12 protein-coding genes are annotated in these 19841 nt (G+C 60.0%); 4 read left to right on the top strand and 8 right to left on the bottom strand.

What is annotated here, in order from left to right; all coding sequences use genetic code 11:
* The first annotated feature begins 66 nt into the window (after positions 1-66).
* Positions 67-258: a general stress protein gene (locus HX866_RS32740; RefSeq protein ID WP_177124442.1), complete on the top strand. Its 192-nt coding sequence runs from the start codon at positions 67-69 to the stop codon at positions 256-258.
* Between the two features lie 224 nt (positions 259-482).
* A complete protein-coding gene (locus tag HX866_RS32745; protein WP_177097037.1) occupies positions 483-1040 on the top strand; it encodes an ATP-dependent Clp protease proteolytic subunit in 558 nt (185 codons plus the stop codon).
* A 1-nt stretch (position 1041) separates the two neighbouring features.
* On the opposite strand, the gene HX866_RS32750 is transcribed toward HX866_RS32745, so the two are convergent.
* A complete protein-coding gene (locus HX866_RS32750) occupies positions 1042-2013 on the bottom strand; it encodes a LysR family transcriptional regulator (RefSeq protein ID WP_177141177.1) in 972 nt (323 codons plus the stop codon).
* A 100-nt stretch (positions 2014-2113) separates the two neighbouring features.
* On the opposite strand from HX866_RS32750, the gene HX866_RS32755 reads away from it, so the two are divergent.
* Complete coding sequence (locus tag HX866_RS32755) at positions 2114-3334, top strand: MFS transporter (RefSeq protein WP_177141178.1); 1221 nt, start codon at positions 2114-2116, stop codon at positions 3332-3334.
* Positions 3335-3384: 50 nt separating this feature from the next.
* On the opposite strand, the gene HX866_RS32760 is transcribed toward HX866_RS32755, so the two are convergent.
* From HX866_RS32760 to HX866_RS32770, 3 genes are all read right to left on the bottom strand, one after another.
* The gene (locus HX866_RS32760) at positions 3385-4626 is read right to left on the bottom strand and encodes a M20/M25/M40 family metallo-hydrolase (protein ID WP_177141179.1); all 1242 of its coding nucleotides are present in this window, start codon (positions 4624-4626) and stop codon (positions 3385-3387) included.
* 35 nt (positions 4627-4661) lie between these two features.
* The gene (locus HX866_RS32765; protein WP_218179826.1) at positions 4662-5081 is read right to left on the bottom strand and encodes a DoxX family protein; all 420 of its coding nucleotides are present in this window, start codon (positions 5079-5081) and stop codon (positions 4662-4664) included.
* A 117-nt stretch (positions 5082-5198) separates the two neighbouring features.
* Positions 5199-5909 (bottom strand): NAD(P)-dependent oxidoreductase, encoded by a 711-nt coding sequence (locus HX866_RS32770; RefSeq protein WP_218179827.1) that lies wholly within the window; start codon positions 5907-5909, stop codon positions 5199-5201.
* A 115-nt stretch (positions 5910-6024) separates the two neighbouring features.
* On the opposite strand from HX866_RS32770, the gene HX866_RS32775 reads away from it, so the two are divergent.
* The gene (locus tag HX866_RS32775) at positions 6025-6453 is read left to right on the top strand and encodes a winged helix-turn-helix transcriptional regulator (RefSeq protein ID WP_177141180.1); all 429 of its coding nucleotides are present in this window, start codon (positions 6025-6027) and stop codon (positions 6451-6453) included.
* A gap of 162 nt (positions 6454-6615) precedes the next feature.
* On the opposite strand, the gene HX866_RS32780 is transcribed toward HX866_RS32775, so the two are convergent.
* The 4 genes from HX866_RS32780 to HX866_RS32795 form a co-directional block, all read right to left on the bottom strand.
* Positions 6616-7416, bottom strand: coding sequence for a class I SAM-dependent methyltransferase (locus HX866_RS32780; protein ID WP_177097052.1), 801 nt, complete (start codon positions 7414-7416; stop codon positions 6616-6618).
* Between the two features lie 265 nt (positions 7417-7681).
* Positions 7682-8122, bottom strand: a complete 441-nt coding sequence (locus tag HX866_RS32785; RefSeq protein ID WP_177141181.1) for a hypothetical protein — start codon at positions 8120-8122, stop codon at positions 7682-7684.
* A gap of 425 nt (positions 8123-8547) precedes the next feature.
* Complete coding sequence (locus tag HX866_RS32790; RefSeq protein WP_218179828.1) at positions 8548-8907, bottom strand: hypothetical protein; 360 nt, start codon at positions 8905-8907, stop codon at positions 8548-8550.
* Positions 8908-8917: 10 nt separating this feature from the next.
* Complete coding sequence (locus tag HX866_RS32795; protein WP_177141182.1) at positions 8918-19840, bottom strand: two-partner secretion domain-containing protein; 10923 nt, start codon at positions 19838-19840, stop codon at positions 8918-8920.
* Between the last annotated feature and the right edge of the window lies 1 nt (position 19841).

Below are 19841 nucleotides of genomic sequence, written 5' to 3' on the forward strand. Positions count from 1 at the left end.
CGATGATCCCAATCAGTGCTTGCTGCTATTGCAGGTAAAATTCAATTAACCAAGAGGTACTGAACCATGGCTAATACCGGAAATTCAAATCCTGGGAATTTTGCAAACGACCGTAATAAAGCGTCTGACGCCGGCAAGAAAGGCGGCCAGGCATCGGGTGGCAACGTTCCCCATGACCGGCAGAAAGCGCCGGACATGGGCAACAAGCCCGAAACAGGCAAAAAAGGTGGTCAGCACGGCGGCGGTGGCCGTAGCTGAGCATTGATTCAACCGTGAAGTCGTGCGGTCAGGCCGCTTTCCTCGATCTTCGGTGGAAAGCGGCCTTTTTCATTGATAAGGGCTGCTGAAAGTTCTGCTGTAACGTGCGCGAACAGAGAAAACGCTTGGAGAAGCCATTACCGAAGAAACCTTTACCCGGCTTTTGCACTCCATTCACTAGAGCCCGCGTTCATGCCTGAACCGTTCAGACTGGGAGATCCGCAATGACCGAGCACATCGTCCACTTTCATTGCCAGATTGATCAGAGCACCACTGAACGTTTTCGCGACTGTTGTCTGGAGGCCATTGAAGAAGGCGCCAGTTCGCTGCTGCTGAACCTGTCCACCACGGGCGGCAGTACCAACTTCGGTTTTTCCCTGTACACCTTTCTCAAGTCGCTGCCGGTGCCGCTGTGCGCGATCAATGCCGGCAACATCGAGTCCATGGGCATCATCATGTTCCTGGCGGCCACCCGACGCATCACCGCGCCCCATTCACGTTTCCTGATCCATCCGATGAACTGGTATTTCAGCCAGAGTTCGGTGGACCACCAGCGGCTGCGGGAATACTTGTCGAGTCTGGACAATGACCTGGCGCGTTACGTGAAGATCTACCAGATCGAAACCGCCGATGCGGCGACCCAGTTGGATATATTCAAATGCCTGTCGGCCGAGGAGAAGGTCATTGCGGCCCATGAATCACTGGCCTATGGCATCGCTCATGAGATGAAACAGATGATTTTTGCCGAGGATGTCAAACATTGGAAAGTGGGGGGTGGTTGAGTCATTCGGTGTGGTGACTCTCAGGTCCGACCTGAAAACGCGGTGCCTGCATGTCCCGTAGCAGTTCCTCGCTGGCGCGACTGAAGCGCTCCACGAGAAAATCCAGCAGCGCACGCACACGGGGCACCTGGTAACGATTGGCGTGCAAGACCGCATAGACGCCCGTCTCACTGACGCTGAAGTCCGGCAACAGGACTTTCAGTGTCCCGGCGCGGATATCCGCGGCAGCGTCCCAAATGGTTTTTCGGGCGATGCCGCGACCGGCCAGGACCCAGGCCCGGGCAAGCGCGCCATCGTTGGTTTCCCAGGCCTGATCCATCGGCACGGTATGGCTCCAGCCCTGCTCATCCACTACAAAGTGGAATTCATTCAAAGGCCCCGCCGAAGTCACCAGCACGATGAATTGATGACCGGACAGTTGTGCCGGAGTGAGAGGTTCACCCTGTCGCGCCAGATAGTCGGGCGAGGCACACAGCACCCGCCAATTGGGCGCCAACTGCCGGGCGACCAGCGAGCCGTCACTGGGCCGCCCGAAGCGGATCGCCAGATCCACATCGTCTTGCAGCAGGTTCGACAGCGAATCCGAGAGTGTCAGCGCGATGCTCAATTCGGGATGCAAGTCGCAGAACATCTCGAGCCAATCGTTCAGCAGGTTTCGACCGAAATCGGCGGACGCCGAGATCCGCACTTTGCCACGCACGCCCTGCTGGCTGGCTTGAAGCCCCGCCTGCGCCTCATCAATGGCGCGCAAGGCCACCCAACAGTGATGCAGGTAGAACCGGCCCTCGTCGGTCAGGCGCAATTGCCGAGTGGTGCGATCGAACAGTCGGGTCCGTAGCGCCGCCTCCAGCTTGATCAACCGTGCACTCGCGGCCGCCGGCGAAAGCCCGAGCTTGCGCCCAGCCGCGGACAAACTGCCGAGCCCCGCCGCCTCAGCGAATAAACGCATATCACCTAATCGATCAGTTGCCATTTTAAATACAGATTTGAAAGACTCTAAAATAGTACGCCAATTATCAAATACAAGGAAAGCCAGCAGACTTGCCTCTCTTCCAGTCATCGAGGCGCAGAGCATGACCGACAAACAACACAGTGCAGGGGGTATAACCACTCCCGAGCGCATGCCCCTGGCCGCCCTGCTGGCACTGACCATGGCCAGCTTTATCGCCACCGCCAACGAAACCACACCCGCCGGCCTGCTCCCGCAGATAGCCCAGGATCTTGGCGTCTCACAAGCCTGGGCCGGTCAGTTGGTGACCTTGTGTGCACTGGGTTCGGGGTTGGCGGCGATTCCCCTGACCATCGCCCTCGCCGGTTGGCGACGTCGACTCGTCTTGCTGCTGGCGGGCGGCGCCTTCCTGGTCTGCAACGCCGTGACCGCGTTGTCGCCTTACCTGGTATTGACCTTGTTGGCCCGCTTCGTGGTCGGCATCGCCACCGGCCTGGCCTGGAGCCTGCTGGCCGGTTATGCCCGGCGCATGGTGCCAGCCCCTTTACAGGGCCGGGCCATGGCGCTGGCCATGCTCGGCATCCCGCTGGCACTGGCGTTGGGTGTACCGCTCAGTGCCTGGCTTGGCGCCCAGTTCGGTTGGCGTGGCGTATTCGGTCTATTGTCCGGGCTCAGCCTGGTGCTGATGGTCTGGGTACTGTTCAAAGTGCCTGACTATCCCGGACAGACGAGCACCCGACGACTGCCGATGGGCAAGGTGCTGAGCACACCCGGCGTGCGCCCGGTACTGATGGTGGTGATGTTCTGGATCATGGCCCACTACACCCTTTACACCTACATCGCGCCGTTTCTGGCCTCCATTGGCTTGGCCGAGCATCTGGACTGGGCGTTGCTGACCTTCGGCCTCGCCGCCCTGGGCGGTATCTGGATGACCGGACTTTGGGTTGATCGCGGCTTGCGCGGGCTGGTCTTGCTCAGCCTGGGGGCTTTCGCGCTGGTATCGCTGATGCTGGGTTTCGGCGGGGCACCGACTGCCGTGACCTTCATCGGCATCGCGGTGTGGGGGCTGAGCTTCGGCGGCGCGCCGACGTTACTGCAGACCGCCCTGGCGGACACGGCCGGCGATGGCGCCGATGTGGCCCAGTCGATGCTGGTGACCGTCTTCAACCTCGCGTTCGCCGCCAGCGGCGTGCTGGGTGGGCTGTTACTGGAAACCCTGGGGGCCGGTGCCTTTCCCTGGGTGATCCTGGGTTTGGTGTCGATAGCCTGGGGTGTGGCCTCGGCCGCCAAGGCACATGGGTTCAGGGTTGGGCGAAGGGTATCAATGCAGTTGGAGCTTCAGTGATCGCACAGATCGTTCCCGGCTGTGCGGGAACGATCTGATAAAGCCAAGCCTTAGCGCTTGGCCAACTCCATGATCATCCGGCTCAGCAGATAAATCCGCGGGGACACGCTTTCCACCTCGGCGTATTCCTCGGGGGTGTGGATATTGCCGCCGACAATCCCGAAGCCGTCCAGCGTCGGCGTACCCACGCCCGCCGACAGGCTGGCATCCGCCGCCCCGCCGCTGCCTTCGATGGTGAGCTTGCGACCCAGTTCGCCATAGATCCCCTGGGCGATGGTCACCAGCGCGTCGGACTCGGCGGTTTGCGGCATCGGTGGCAGGCCGCGCAGCAGGCTGGTCTTGACCTCGGTGTCCGGAATCAGCTTGTTGGCCGAGACCCGTGCCAGGTCCTTCTCGATCCGATCGAACTCCTCCGGCAAGGCTGCCCGCACATCGGCCTTGGCGACGGCCTCGTCGGGGATCACATTGACCCGGTCTCCGGCCTTGAGCACGGTGAAGTTGATGGTGGTCTTCTTGTCTTCGTCGCCCAGCGTGCTCAGTTGCAGAATCTGGTGGGCCGCTTCCATCGCTGCGTTGCGCCCCAGCTCCGGTGCCACGCCGGCGTGTGCGGCCTTGCCTTTGACCTCGACCACCGCCGTGGCACTGCCCTTGCGCCAGACCACCAGGCCGTCGGCCGGACGACCGGGCTCCAGGTTCAGGGTCACGTCATGGGCCTTGGCGGTTTTGCGGATCAGTTCAGAGGCGATGTCCGAGCCGGTTTCCTCGCTGGCATCGAGCAGGAAGGTGATCTGCGCATAGTCGTTGAAGTTCTGCTGCTTCAGCACCTTGAGGGCATAGATCCCGGCGACGATGCCGCCTTTGTCATCCATCACGCCGGGGCCATAGGCGCGGCCATCCTTGATATGAAACGGGCGCTCGCTGGCCGAGCCTTCCTTGAACACGGTGTCCATATGCGCCATCAACAGGATTTTTGCCTTGCCGGTGCCCTTGAGGGTGGCGAGTACGTGACTGTTGTTGGCGTGGGCATCGGGCACCAGTTCGATGGTCGCGCCGAGTTTTTTCAGCTCATCGACGGCGATATCGCGCACCTGGGTCAGGCCGGGTTCATAACCAGAACCCGAATCGATATTCACCAGGCGCTCCAGCAGCTTCAAAGCCTCGGCCTTGTACTGTTCGGCGTCGGCCTGCATCTGTTTATGGGGTTCGGCGCTCCAGGCCGGGGCGGCAAAACCGCAGGCAAAGACCAGGCCGAGGGTGGTGGCCAGTAAGGTGCGAGGGAAATTGAGCGTCATGAAACCATCCTTGTTTTTTGTTGGCGAGTTGCACCTTACCGATGACTATCGCCGGGTACAACGCCGGCCGGAGGGTGCCGATCAGGGAAGTCCGATGGTTCGGCTAATGCCATCCGCTTGCGCCAGCTTATCCAGCCGACCACAAGTGACAATGTCGCCACAACGAGTGGCGGCACAGCGTGCCCGTATTCGCCGTGGATGATCACGGTCGCGAGGGCGGCAAACATGACAGCACAACCGAGCACCGAACCCAACAGGCGACTCGGCGCCCGGAAAAGCAGAATGGCAGCCGTGAGCTCCAGCGATCCGGTCACGAAGTGGAACCAGCGCGGATACCCCCATTTCAGGTATTCCTCGTAGATAGATCCCGAGGCGAAGATGTTGCTCAGTGAACCCACAACGAAGAAAGCGGCAAGGGCCAAGGGTAAGACTTGGCGCCAGGAAATTTTAGACATTTGTCCGACCTTGGGTGATGAGTTTGCTGTCGAGGAATGGTGTGATTGCCTGACCGACAAGCTGGATGATTTCCGACGAATGCCTGAGCCGGAACAGCTGACCCAGGAGACTCGCCCTCACCACAGAAGGACGGGCGCCTGCTTCAACCAGGTGTCAGCCGCCAGTTGCTCCACCACGAACCGAGCGACATCGGCGCGGGCTATTTTTCCGCCATTGACGCCGGCGAGGTCGGTAACGGCCCTGAAACTTCCGCGAGCCGAGTCGTTGGTGAGCATGCCGGGGCGAGCGATGACCCAATCCAGTGAGCTGGCGCGGATCGCGGCTTCCTGACGCCCCTTGTCCTTATAGGCATGGCGAAGCAGCAAGGGCATGAAGAGCCGGTCGAATACGAAGCCGCCGTGGCCACGGCTGTCTCCAACTCCCAGAGCGGAGATGCAGACCAGACGGCGGACACCACTGCGCTTCATCGCCGGGACCAGCGCGTGTGTCGCTTCGGTCAGCAGGCTGACCTCGCTGAAAGGACTAAGGCCGCTCCCCAGCGAGCTGACGACCGCATCGCAGCCATCCAGGGCGCGCATGAGGGCGCCTTCGTCGCAAGCATCGCCCTCGATGAGGTCTGCCCCCGAAAGATCGGGCGCGCGCGCCTTCGAGCGAATCAGCGCCACGACGGAATGCCCCTTCTCCAAGGCGTCCTGAACGATCAGCCGCCCGGTTCCACCCGTTGCACCTAAAACAAGAACCTTCATATTCGACCTCGATCGTTTCGGAGCTGTGCTATAGCGGCCTTCTGGGCCGACCTTTCCCGTAATGCCCATGGCTAAAAACATGAGCGTTCTCCTGATCTTCAGGACTTATTACTTGGGGTAGGTCTACTATAGAGACCGCTGCCGTGAGCCGTAAGGAGGCACTTTTTTGTAACCAGCAGATCTCGAGGAGTTGCGCATGAGCAACGCATTGAGCGTCATCGAAAGATTTAGCCAATATCCGTTGGGTGAGTCCCAGTCCGTGCACTGCCCGGTGCGCGACGTGCTCGACCGTATCGGCGACAAATGGAGCATGCTCATCATCATGGCGCTCGCGATGCGACCTTACCGCTTCAGCGAGCTTCACCGGGCGGTCCATGACATTTCCAAGCGCATGCTCACCCAGACCTTGCGCGATTTGGAGCGCGATGGACTGATTACCCGCCATGTCTTTGCGACCAAGCCGCCGGGTGTTGAATATCGCTTGGCGCCGTTGGGCCAATCGCTGCTGGAACCGATGGCGGGCCTCGTCGATTGGGCAGATCGTTGCTATGGCGACATCCATGTCGCACGCGCCCGCTATGACGGAACACCCGGTGATGCCCAAAGTCAGGCTTCTCCTGCTTGATCGAAGGTGCTGCTTCACAGCACCCACCGGCAAGACTGACTGTCGACTTGAGCACGGAAGAATGGTGTACGTTGCCTAGACCGGTTGAGCCCGCCGTCCCCTTTTCGGCATTTTTCGACAAATGTTTGCCTGCGGGCCATCCAGACAGTGGCCTTATCCCTGCTACGTCTTGATCCCTGTCAGGGTGTAACACATCGGGATGTCCCAATAGCCTGCTTCATAGACGTCATAAATTTCTTCTCTATTGGAGTGCGGATACTCCGAGAAATGACTGAGGCGCAAACCGGCATTGATAGCGCCGGTGATGATTTCGCCGAGGCCATGGGGGTGCCAGTAGCTACTGACGCCGTTGGTCTCTGCCTGGCCTTCGTAGACGATGGCTTTGTCTTCAACGATGGGACCGGCCTGGAAGTAGGATCTGGTGATTTTCCAGGGATCAGCCGATTCGGGGTCCAACATTTCCAGGAAGGGATGGGTTTCGTAAATCACCAGCGTGCCGCCGGGTCTGAGGGTCTTGGCCGCGTGCACGAAGAACGCCTTGATGTCCGGCATCCAGTTCAGGACGCCAATGGTGATCAGGGCGACATCGAAACTTTCGTGAAGATCAGCGGGTAACTCATGCACATCGGACTCGACGAATCTCGGCGCATGTGGCGAGCGCGCGGTCAGTTCGCGGGCCTGATCCAGAAAGGCAGAGGCCTGGTCCACACCCACGACTGTCCGTGCGCCCAGCGCAAACAGGGAAAGTGATTCGCGGCCGTTGTTGCAGCCCAGTTGGATAACGTCCTTGCCGGCGATACCGACCTCACGCAAGCACTCAGTCAGGGTTGCATCCAGGCATGAAAAGTCGGGCAAGCCGACAGACTCGAGGAGAGTCCCCCAGGCGCGGCTGTTTTTGTGCTGTTCAGCGGAAGCGTTCCAGGCGTCTCGATTGCTGGCAATGACGCTCTTGACGGATGACATGTTCTATTTCCCTTAGAGTGATTCTTCGTTTACGGCAAATCCTGATCAGGCGCTGTGGCCTGGGTCATACGCAATGGTCGCTGTGCCTAATGGGGGGTTGAAAGATCGTCGGAGCGTACGTCAATTGTCAGATGCAAGGAAGGCAGTAAGGTCACGACGCTATTACGTTTTGCGCCGCCTCTAAACGAAAAAGAGATCAAGCCGCCCAATGCTTGATCTCTCCAAGTGGAGAACCGGGAACAGATTTATTTGTTCACGGTCTCAATCAATCGGCTGATTGCCCACTACGGGAAGACAGCTGATTTGACGGGGCCGATCCCTCAAGCAGCGCATCCACCACCGCACGCGCCACTTCCACTGAATGCAGCATGCCCCAGAACAACGCCCGTTCGACGGGATTGGTATGCAGGCTGATTTCGTCACCATTGAGTTCCGCCGTTTCGAGCAGATTGGAAACGTAGGTCAGTGCGTCCTGGGCGTTGATGCCCGGTTGGATGGCGAACAGCGTGGGTTTGTAGGGGGCTTCGGGGGTGACGGGTTTGGAGCAGGTGAATGCGAGAGTATCTAGCAAGCGGGGCGTGTTTGCCGGAGCCGTCTCGGATTCGCTGGATGAGGTGTCAGGGAGTTTACGCAAGTACATCGCCCTGTCAGAGGTGCTGAGAGCTTTGCAAACTGGAGGCGGATCGGGGGTGATTTTCTTAGCCATGGTGACGCTCCTTTTCATGAATGGAGGTTCGTCACCCACGCTGCAAAACGAAAGGTGGCGAGCCGTACACAGGTTTGCAGACCGGGAAAAGGAACCGGCAGGCCGAAGCCTCCTGCGCACAGCTCGCCATAACACGAGCAAAAAAATACCGCTTACGCGGCGCTGTGCGCCTTTTCGATCCGGGCTGCAAAACCCGCGTCGCTGAATTTGCAGCGACAGCCGAACTGTAGCCCTGGCGTTTGGCGCACGCAATATTCTCCCACGCCTGAAGCATGTGGGAAATATGAGTTTTTTCGGAACGATATTTCGCGTACTGATTGAAGACTGCGGAGCTGCGCCAGGGGTAGAAAAAGCTGTCGACTCACGGTCCGACGATGCCATCGACTTAGTCGACGAAACGCCAAGCCTTACCCGTCCCCTGAACTTTAAACCACGGAAACCGGACAAATACCCAAACGACTTGTAAAGACGTAGGACTCCAGTCCATTTTTTTCGGGAATAACAGTTAGTCGCCCCACATCAAACTGCAACGCCAAAACCCCATCAGCGCCAAGCAAAACCCGCTCCACCCGATGATTTAAAAATTGAAACAGCGGTAAGCTGTCGCTCACTTTTTCACCATGACCCCACTGAACCCCATCCACTCCTTCACATTTAAAAGGGCACTGAATCAAAATGGTTACACCCCCTCTAAAAATTAAAACTTGCGAGCCCACGCCCACTGTAACACCAGTAAACAATGATGATTGCAGCTCTTCCAAATCAGATTCTTCAATATCAATCATAATTTTTCCCTTATCGCGCTGGTGGAAACGTATTAAGTGGCAATGGCACATGGGTTTCACCTTTCGTCCCCGTTCCACCTGTCGCAGGATTAATTGGCTGCCCCTCTTTCATCGATACCCAATAACCATTCTCCAATCCTGGAATAGGAGTTGAACCAGCAGGCATCACACGAATAAATGTGCTACCTGCATCACTTGGATTAGTACCCGGAGGGTAATAAATCACGCTGCCTGGAGTCCTACCTGGGCGGCTTACCCAGCTTGCAGGAATCACCGGCCCTTGAGGAGGGTTTGTGAACGCCTGCAATACAGGTGGCACCTTAGGCCCGCCCGATAATGCTTTACCAACAAGGATGGAAGCAAGCGCAAATATAGAACCGCTTACCCGTGGATTAGACGGATCGAGTCCCAGAGCTTCAGCAAACGCCTCTACCGAAGGCATCGCTATCTTAGCAGTAGGGGCCGCACTTGCGTCTAAGTTGAGTTCATGGAATGCCTCAAAGGTACGCTTGAGCTCTGGAGACAAATCATCAATATCGTAGTCACCCTGCTGAAAGCCTAGCACTGAATTGTAAATATCGAGTACGGCTACTTGGCAGCCCTTTGTATCGACATCACAAATCGCCTTAAGCGCCTCCTTATTGGCCAGATGCTTTTGTAGATATTTATCAGATACTCCGTCACAAGTATTGGTTTGCTTACAGGTATTAAGCTCCTCCGCAAGCTTTTCCATATCCGCATGATTCAAATAATTGTAAAGCGTTCCGTTCGCCGATACGGCGGCTGCGACTGAGGCATCCCCTCCTGTCACAGCGGCTGTTAGCACTCCAATCAACTGGGAGGCTGCCAAGAGTTTATTCACACCCTGCTGGTACGCATCACTGTCACTACTGCCTTCTGCCGGAAGTAGTTTTCCCGCCAGAAAATCCACCAAAGCTGCGTTGGCGCCAGCGGCCAGAGCCCCAGTACGGAAGTCTCCCCCCATGGCCTCGGCCATTATCCCACCCAGGGCAGCATGCAACGCGACTTGAGTCAGCTTGCCATTTTCAAACGCGGTGACATCGCCAATCTTGTTGGCGCCGATGGCCCCAGCAACGCTGATCCCCGTCCCCACTGCTGATTCAAGCAGGTTATCGGTCAAGCTACCGCCCATGATTGCGGTTTTGGCCAAAGCGTTAGCTGCCACGTTAGTCGCGACAGTTTGAGCACTGGGCAGGTCGAACTTCAAATCGGTGGGAGTAAAACCAAACTGGGAAGCTATGCCCGCCGTGACACCGGAAAGTACGGCTCCCTTGAGGCTGTCCGAAGAGAATGTGTCACTTAACACCGCCCCAAGATTGCCTTTGTTATTAATTGCACTGACCGCTGTCTGCGCAACGACTGTCGAGAAACCAGCGACCGCGGCAGCCGAGGCCGCTGCCCCAACAGAAGCAGCGGTCGCGGTCGATGCTCCGACAGCTACCGCCGCCGAGGAGGCCGTGGCACCTGCGGAAGCCCCGACAGTAGCCGCTGTAGCGGTTCCCGCCGTCAGCACCGTGACAATGATAATGATCGCCAGCATCGCCCCAGCTCCAAGGCCGGAATGGCTGTAGCTGTAGGAGTCATGCAGTTCCTTGATCTGCCGCCAATCCACATCCCCGCGCTTCTCGGCATCCTTGAGCCAGGCCAGTTGCGGGTCGGCCTGGACCATCGCATCAATGGCCTGGCTCACCGTCTGTTCGTTGACCTGCTTGACGTCGATATGCAACCCATCGACCGCCTTGATCACCACCTGCCCCTTGGCCGTCATCTCGGTCTGTTTCAGGGTTTCGTCGGTGCTGCCGTGACCGCTCATGCTGGTCCAGGCCAGGCTGTTGTCACTCTTGGCGTGGTCTTCCTTATGCAGGTCCTTCACACCTTCGAAGGTGATGTCCCCGCCGCTCTGCAGAGTGAGGTCCTTGCCACTCGCAAGCTTCGCGGCCTGATAGAGTTGGTCGCTGCCGCTGATCAAGCTGACATCAGCACCGGCCTTGATCTCACTGCCGACATTGGTGATCTGCGTGACTTCATCGTGCCGACTGCTGCTACTGCCCCAACCACCGCTGTCTTTCTTGTCGTACAGCGTGTAATCGGTATTTTGCGCGGCAAGTACGTTCAGTTTGCCGCCGGCCACCAGGTCCGCCTCATTCCCGGCAGTGACCTTGCTTGAGACAACCGTCATGTCCTGGCCTGAGCTAAGCCGGACATCACCACCTGCACTGACACTGGTCGCCACCTGGGCGACATGATCCCCCTGGTAAGTTCTATGGTTACCTTCGGTGTGGGTGTGAGACTCATTGGCCGCCGAAGCCAGCACCAGGTTCTCCTTGGCGGACAGTGTGGCGTCACGGGCAGCATCGAGCTGACTGGCAATGGCCGAAAGATCACGCCCCGCGCTGACCGAAAGGTCACGACCGGCAGTCACCGTCCCAGTCAGTTGCGTGACGGTGTCGGCGAGGAAGTCCTTGCCGCCAGCGAGTTTGTTATCGGTCTGCACCGCCACCAGGTTTACATCACGCCCCGCCGTGATGCTGGTGTCGCGACCGGCTTGCAGCACACTGCCGGCATTGCTGACATCACGCCCGGCGTTGAGAGTGAGGTCGTTGGCGGCCTCGATACGCGCTGCCGCGTCGGCATAGGCGTAGCTGGAGGACGTGTAGCCGTCGGAGCCGGCGGAAGTGGTCACCGGGCGGTTGTTGAGCACGTCGCCGCTGACTGCGGTCAACGTCACGTCCCGCCCGGCAATAATGCCGCCCGCCGTGTTGGTCAGGTTGTTACCGGCCAGCATGTCCAGACGCGCATAGGCCTGGGTCAGGCCGCTGTTGACCAGGTCGTTGCCCGCCGCCGCCGACAAGGTGTTGTTGGCATGCAGGGTGCCGCTATTGCTCAGGTCCTGGCCGGCAATCAGGGTGACATCGTTGCCCTCGATCAACGCGCCATTGGGGGCTAGGCGATTGTTGGCCTGGGCCAGGTAGAGCACTGGCACCATGACCTCTTGACCATCCACCACCTGCTTTTCCATCCAGACGATGTCGTGGGTCAGGGCCGCGACCTGCTCGTTGGTCAGGCCAACACCGTAGCTGAGGTTGAGCTGCTTCTGGCTGCTGATGGCGTTGTCCATCAGGTATTTGAACTGAGCGTCGTCCGAGGTCTGGCCGTCGATAAAACGTTGCCCCGTACGGGCCGCCACGGCCTGGTCGATCAGGCGTTCCTCGTAGAGTCCGTCCCCCAGGCGCTTGGCGCTGTCATCCGGGTTGTAACCCAGGTTGGACAGCAGGTAGTCCGAACTCATGAACTGCTTGAGGTCGGTGAGCACCGGGTTGGTTTCGATCAGGTATTTCTGCGGATTGGACTTCACCGAGGTATCGGGCAGGCCCTGCACGCGAGGAATACTTAGGACCGGAACCACCTGAGTCACGGCGTCGTTAGCCGCGACGCCGAGGTTGATCGCCGCACCGATATTTGCCGGCTGACTGGCCGCATTGCCCGGGTTGACGCTGCTGGCGGTGAGCTGGGAAGCATTGACCGGCGCAATATCCTGGGCCTGAATAACCGGCGAAACGGGCTGGCGTTGCGCAGCACCCAGGCTGCTACCGCCGAGGCTCCAGGTTTGTGGGGCCGAGCTGGTCGAAGTACTGCCCTGCCCGCTCAGACGGAACAGGCCGTTTTGACCACTCGGTAGGGTGAATCCGGGCAAGGTGACCGGGTTGACCTGTTGCTGGGCCAGATCAGGTCGAAGTTGCGCATTGAGGCTGACCACGGTGGGCGCAGGAAGGCTACTGACCTGGGTTGAACCGACTCGCGAAGCCCCACTGTTCAGGGTAACGCCTTGGCGAACTACGCTGTTGGTGAGGTTCTGCGTGGCGGTGATATTGACCGCGCCGCCGGCCTGCACGATGGCGTTCGCGTAGGTCGATGGGGTGTTGTAGGTCAGGGTGTTTCCAAAGAAAGCGGCGTTCTGGACAGCGGCTGGGGCGGCGGCTCGTGGCTCGTCCGGGTTGTAGTGAGGAGAGGTAAAAACTTCATAGCCGCCAGCATAATCAAGACTAATCGGGCCAAAATAAATCGTGGCGTTATCTGATCGCCCTCCGCTATGCTCCATGACACGGGCCAGGGACTCAACATTGTCGCTGGTCCAGAGATGTAAACCGGGGTGAGTAAATGGACCGCCCCCACCCGCCTCGGCATGCCCCAAAATTCCGTTGTCATAAGCAGGGTCATTGGCAGCGTTGTAGTCCATCAACGAGTGCCAATAAGCCAAACTCTGCCTTCCCGGATCAAATGAACGCCGTACGCTGTAGTCACCTACAGACGCGCCCTGGTTAGTGAACGTCTGCAAATTGAGGGTCAAGTTGCTGCCAGCACTAACCGTCGAAGCCTGATTGAGAAACTCCCCTCCGCTGGCTAGAAAGTTGCGCCCTGCCGTCATACTGGCAGACGCCGAGTCCTGTACGATTTGCGACTTGTAGTTCTCCACCCAAACTAGATAAGAACTGCCCGAGAGCCCATCAAATGACGAACAGGAGTAGCACTGCACCCCGATGTAACCCGAAACCAAGCCGCCAGTCGTCTCAAACACATCCTTGCGATTCTCGATATGCGCAGCCGACAAACTCATGTCGCCAACACTTTCCATCGTCGAGGAAATGTTGTTGATCGATGCACTCGCCCCGTTGTTGTCATCCTTGGCAATGCTGATATTTCCAAGGCTGTAGAGGTCGGCGTAACGGTTGGTGAAGTTATTGCCGCGCAGCGCCATATCGCCGCCGCTGAAGATCAGGCCGTTCTGGTTGAGCACGGTGTCGGCATTGACCCGCAGATTCGCCGAGCTGCCCAGGGTGCCCTGGTTGGTCAGGTTCGCGGTATTGACGGTCAGGTCGCCCACGGCCGTCACCCGACCATTGTTGGTCAGGCTGCCGAGGCTGCTGACCAGACCGGTGGTGCCCGCCGTAATACCCGCCGCCGAACCCAGATCAATTTGCGCCGCGCTCAGCCCCAGGCTACCCAAACTGCTGACCTTGCCGTTACCGCTGTAGTTGCCGCTCAGATTCAACGCCAGGCTGCCGCTACTGGCGATCAAGCCATCGTTGCTCCAGTTGCCACCGGTGCCGGTAAGGCTGTCGGTGGCCAACAACTGGCCGCTGGCGGTCTGGGTCAGGTTGTTGATATTCAAGGTCAAACGACCAACCTGAAGCACGCTGCTGTTGGTCCAGCTGTCGGCGGTCAAGGTCAGGCCGCCGCGGGTGACCAGGTTGCCGGCCCCGGCGTTGAAGATATTGGCCGTCGACATGTCCAGGGTACCGGTCCCCAGGTGCAGCAGGCTGCCGCCCTGGTTCAGGAAGCTGCCGGCATTGAGCGTCAGGTCGGTGTTGGCGGTTTCCAGCTTGCCGTTGCTGTTGTCGAACAGCCCGCCGATCTGGAATTCGGTCTTGCCGCTGGTTCCCAGGGAGCGCAATTGGCCGGTCTGGTTGTCCAGGCTCGCCGCGCTGATCGCCAGGGTGCTGCCACTTTCGATAATGCCCAACCGGTTGTTCAGGGCCCCGCCCAGGGTCAGGGCAATCTGATTGCCGCTGATCTGCCCGTCGTTGTCACCGCTGTTATCGAAGTTTTGGCCGGTGACCTGGACCAGGCCCTTGGCATACACACCGCCGTTGCGGTTGTCGAAATCCCCCGCCCCGGTGGCGATCAAGGCGTCACCGGTTTGCGCGACCAGATGCCCGCCATCGTTGTCAATACCGCCCCAGGCCTGCAGGTCCAGGCGCTGGGCCTGCAACGTGCCGCCCTGGCTGTTGTTGTTGAGGTCGTAGCCGTTTTTCAGCACGCCGACGACGCGAGCCTGTAGCGCCCCGGCGATGCTGGACAACAAGCCGCCACGGCTGTCGAGGTTCGCCGCATTAAGGGTCAAGTCGCCATTCTGGGCAATGACCTGGCCGCTCTGGTTGTCGATATCGCCGCTGACATCGAGGCTGACCGCGCCTTTGCCTTGCAGCGAACCTTTACCGTTACCAAGGCTGGCAGCGCTCAGTTGCAGGTCGCCATTGCGACTGGCGAGCAAACCGCCATTGCCGTTCTGTAGCGTGCCGGAGGAAGTGATCAGCAGCGTGTCGCCAGCACCGACGGTACCGCCATTGCTGTTGTCCAGGCCACCAGTGAGCAAGGTCAACAGACCCTGGCTGGAGAGCTGACCGCCCTGGTTGTTGATCTGAGTGGAACGATTGACCATCAGCGGGCCGACTGCGGAGAGTTTGCCGTGGGTGTTGGTCAGGGCACCGAGCAGATCGAGGCTGACAGCTGCGCCGCCATTCAGGCTGCCGTTGCTGTTATCAAGGTCGGTGCCGGTGAACGTCAGGGCTTGCTGGGCGTTGATCGTGCCGCTGTTGGTCAGGGCCATGGCGTTCAGGACCAGGGCTGCGCCGCTGTCGATCAGGCCGCCCTGGGCGTTGTTCAGCAAACCGCTGGTGGTCAGCGATTGTCCCGCACCACTGGAAAGGATGCCGTTGTTGCTGTTGTCGATACTGGCCGCGTTGACCGTCAAGGTTTGCTGGCTGGCCAGTGCCCCTGCATTGCTGTTGAGCAGCGCACCACTGAGGGTCACGGCGACGTTGCCGCTGCGACTGGAGACCGTGGCGTTGTTGCGGTTATCGAACGTGCCGGCGTTGATCGTCACGCCCTGCCAACCCGAAAGCAGGCCGCCGCTCTGGTTGATCAGGCTTTCAGCAGTGAGGCCTAGCTGGTTGTTGCTGATCAACTGGCCCGCGTTGCTGTTATCCAAGGTCCGAGCGGTCAGATTGAGGCTTTGCGCACTGCTGAGTACACCGCCCTGGTTGTTCAGGTCACGCAGGTGGTTGAGGGTCAGGTTGCCAGCGGTGGTGATCTGGCCGGCGGCGTTGTTCAAGTCGCCCGTTGCCGTGCCGAAGTCGAGAGCGATGGCGCTGCCCAACAGGCTGCCGCCCTGGTTGTTGATACCGGCGCTGTTGAGGGTCAGGTTGTTGGTGGCGTTGATCAGGCCCAGGTTCTGATTGATCAGTTGGCCGTCAACGGTCAGGCCCAGGTCGGCGCGGCTGGTCAGGGTGCCGCCCGTGTTATCCAGGCTGCCGACGTGTGCATCAACCGTAGCCGCCGCGATCATGCCCTTGATATTGCTCAGGGCCTGATCGATACGCAGGGTCAGGGCCTGGTTGCTCAGCAACTTGCCGTTGTCGTTGCTCAGGCTCTCAGCCGCCAGGGTGAACGCCTGGGCACTGGAGATTTCGCCGCCCTGGTTGTTCACGCCCTTGAGGTTGTTCAGCACCAGCAGCGGTGCGTTGATCAGGCCGCCCTGGTTGTTCAGTTGCCCATGGTTGAGGTCCAGGGTCAGCGACGCATCGCCCTTCAGCGAACCGCCTTGCTGGTCCAGGCCAGTGACGCTGGCGCTCAGGTCCTTGGCGCCGATACGGCCGCCGTCCTGGTTGGTCAGTTGCGCGGTGGTCAGGTTCAGATGGTCCGCACTGCTAAGGAAACCACCGTGGCTGTTGTCGAAATTACCCGTGGTGATCGAAACCGGGCCTCGCCCACTGATCGTGCCCTGCTGGCGGTTGTCGAGACTGGCGCTGTGCAGGTCGATGCCGCCGTCGGTCACCAGTCGGCCACCCTGGTTATCGAGCAACCCGAGCCCGGACAAGCTCAACTGACCGGCGCTCGACAGGCTGCCCAGGCGGTTGGCCAGGCTGGCCGCACTGACCGCCAGCAGCCCTTCGCTGCTGATGGTGCCGGCGCTATTGTTCAAATCGGCACTGAGTGTCAGTTGCTGATTACCCTGGCTACGCAGGCTGCCCGAGCTGTTGTCCAGGCTGGCGCCCAGCAGAGTCAGGCCGGTTTTGGCCGAGAGCAGGCCATTGTTGCTATTGAGCACGCTGCCTACGCTCAGGCTCAATGCCTGGTCGGTCACGACGCGGCCACCGCCGCTGTTATCGAGCTGGCTGCCGCTCAGGCTCAGGCCGGTCTTGCCCGACAGTTCACCGCCGCGGTTGTCGACCTGATCGACCGCAAGCGTCAACCCCTGCGTCGACCCCAGCAGCCCGCCCAGGCGATTGTCCAGGCGGGTCCCGGTCAGGCCCAGCGCCCCTTGGGCGATCAGTTGACCGCCTTGGTTGTTGAGGCTGGCAATCGTCCCGTGCACGTCGCTTTTGCCGGAAATCCGTCCCTGGGTGTTGTCGAGGCTGGCGGCGCTCAACAGCACTGCACCGTCGCCAATCAGCAGGCCGTTCTGATTGACCATCGCGCTGTCGGTGGTCAGCCCGAGGCTGCCATCACTGCTGATCAGGCCATGGCTGTTGTCCAGGCTGACGCTATGGCTATCGATCCCGTTGGCGGAGATCTTGCCATTGAGGTTGCTCAACGCCTGGGCAATGCTCAGGGTCAGGCCCTGGTGACTGATGAGTGTTCCCTGGCTGTTGTCCAGGCTCGTGGCGGCCAGGGTAAAGGCCTGGCCGCTGGAGATCTCGCCGCCCTGGTTGTTTACGCCCTTGAGGTTCTTCAGCATCAGCAGCGGCGCGTTGATCAGGCCGCCCTGGTTGTTCAACTGGCCCTGGTTGAGGTCCAGACTCAAGGAAGTCTGGCTGCCGAGGCTACCGCCCTGCTGGTCGAAACCACTGACACTGGCCGTCAGGGCGCCGTCGCTGGCAATGCGACTGGTGCCGCTGTTGCTGACCTGGCCGGCGCTCAGGTCAAGGGTGGCGTGACTGGTCAGTTGACCGCCCAGGCGGTTGTCCAGGAGGCCGGTACTGATAACACTGACGCCCTGGCTATTGATCACTCCTGCCAGGCTGTTGTCCAGACTTTGGCTGGTCAGGGTCAAGCTGTCGCCACTGGTGATCGAACCACCCTGGTTGATCACCTGGGCCACGGTCAGGCCCAGGTGAGTGGTCGCCAGGACTTTACCGAGATTGCTGTTATCGAGACTTGAGCCGCTCAGGCTGACGTCGGCGTTGCTGGAGAGTTCGCCGGCACGGTTGTCGATGGCGTCGACAGTGAGGGTCAGCGCTTTTGTCGAGGACACCACACCGCCATTGCGGTTATCCAGGTAGGCGCCGCTCAGGCCCAGGGTGCCGGCCGCAAGCAGTTGGCCCTGCTGGTTGTTCAGTTGGGCGATCCGGGCATCGAGGCCGCTTTGGCTGGAAATGCGCCCACCGCCATTGAGGGCACTGATCAGATCCAGCTGCAGTGGACCGATGGCACTCAGCAGGCCTCCCGCCTGGTTGTCCAGGCTCGCGGCAGACAGGGTGAAAGCCTGGTTGCTGGCGATCTTGCCGCCCTGGCTGTTGTCGACGGTCCCCGCCTGGAGATCAAGAGTACCCAGGCCGGTGATCTGCCCGCCCTGGTTGTTCAGGGCTCCCGTGCTACTCAGGTGCAGGGCCTGCCCGGCGGAAACCAGCCCGGCGACGTTGTCCAGCGAGGTCATCTGTACGGTCAGGGCGTCGAGGCTCGACAGTTCGCCTGCGTGATTGCTCAAGGCCCCCAACTGGGCATTCAGTGCTCCACTGCTATGGACCAGACCGCCCTGGGCATTGAGCAGTTGCCCGGCAGCGACGCCGAGGCTGCCGCCACTCAGGACCCGACCTTTGTTCTGGTTATCCAGCGTGCCGGCGCTAACGCTGGTTTGCCGCTGCCCGCTCAAGGTGCCGCCCTGGTTGCCCAGGGTTTGCGTTGCGGTCACCGTCAGGTCGCGGCTGGCGATCACGCTCTGGCCGCTGTTGACAAGGTTCTGCGCAGTGACGCTGACATCGCCAGTGTTGTTGCGCGAGTTGTCGGCATTGACCCCGGCTTCGATAATCCCGTTGTTGGTCAACTGGCCGCCGCTGCCCAGGGTGATGCTGTCCCTGGCCGCCAGGTTGTTCTGGCTGTTCAGGTCACCCGTGGTCTGCACGCTCAAAGTGCTACCGGCGTAGATCGGACCTTGGGCCTCAAGGCTCGCGGCCTTCACATTGACCGCCCCGCTGGCCGTGGCCTGGACCATGCTCAACTGGCCATTGGCATCGAGTTGGATATCACCGCCACTGGCCGCCAGATTACCCGCCAGCTTTACCCCGACCCCGGCTTCGGTCCCCACCAGTTTGATGGCCCCGGCGTACATGCCACCCAGTGCCGAGGAATCGATCGCCACTTGCGGCTTGGCACTGCCATCGTCGGCGCGCGCCGTGGCCTGGAGCGTGTGGGCGTCAACGTCGTTGCGACCGGCAATCACCGTCAGTTGGTTGGCATTGATCTGCGCGTTGATGCTCGCGGCACGGGTGATGATTTCGAACTGGTCGATATTGCTGGCGTTGAGGCCCGCACCGTCGATGGAAACGCTGCCCTGGTCGACCTGATACCCCGTGACCTGACCGTTTGTGATGACCGCCTTGCCGGTGGTCAAGGTCGCCTGCGGGGTGTTGATGAAGCCACAGCCATTGCAACTGATGCCATAGGGGTTGGCGACGATCACATGGGCCGATTGCCCCGCCACTTCGGTGTAGCCGCGCAACTGGCTCGGACTGCCACCGTTCACTTCGTTGAGGATGACGTTGGCCGCCGTGCCGTTGAAATTCGGGTTGCCGAGAATGATCCCGCCCAGTTGCGTCGACTGGGTTCTGTTCGTTGAGTTGTTGAGGATGACCCCGTTGGCCCCGACGTTGTAGTCGCTGAACTGGTTATGGGACAGGCCCTGGGCATTCGGCGCGGCAATGTTGACGATGGGAACGCCATTGCCCGCCTGCCCCAGCGTGGTGCCCGGCGCATTGACCACGATGCCGTCCGCCTGAGCCAGCAAGGGCTGCCAGAACAGCGCGTTCGCCAGGATGAAGGCCAACCCGCGCTTGGGCATTCCGAGGAAATGCTCGCGTTTTTTCAGAGCAGCAGAAGGCTGGCGAGCCAGGAAGGCGAACTGACGAACGTCCATG

It is taken from the genome of Pseudomonas gingeri (genome assembly GCF_013386165.1).
Taxonomy (GTDB): Bacteria; Pseudomonadota; Gammaproteobacteria; order Pseudomonadales; family Pseudomonadaceae; genus Aquipseudomonas; species Aquipseudomonas gingeri_C.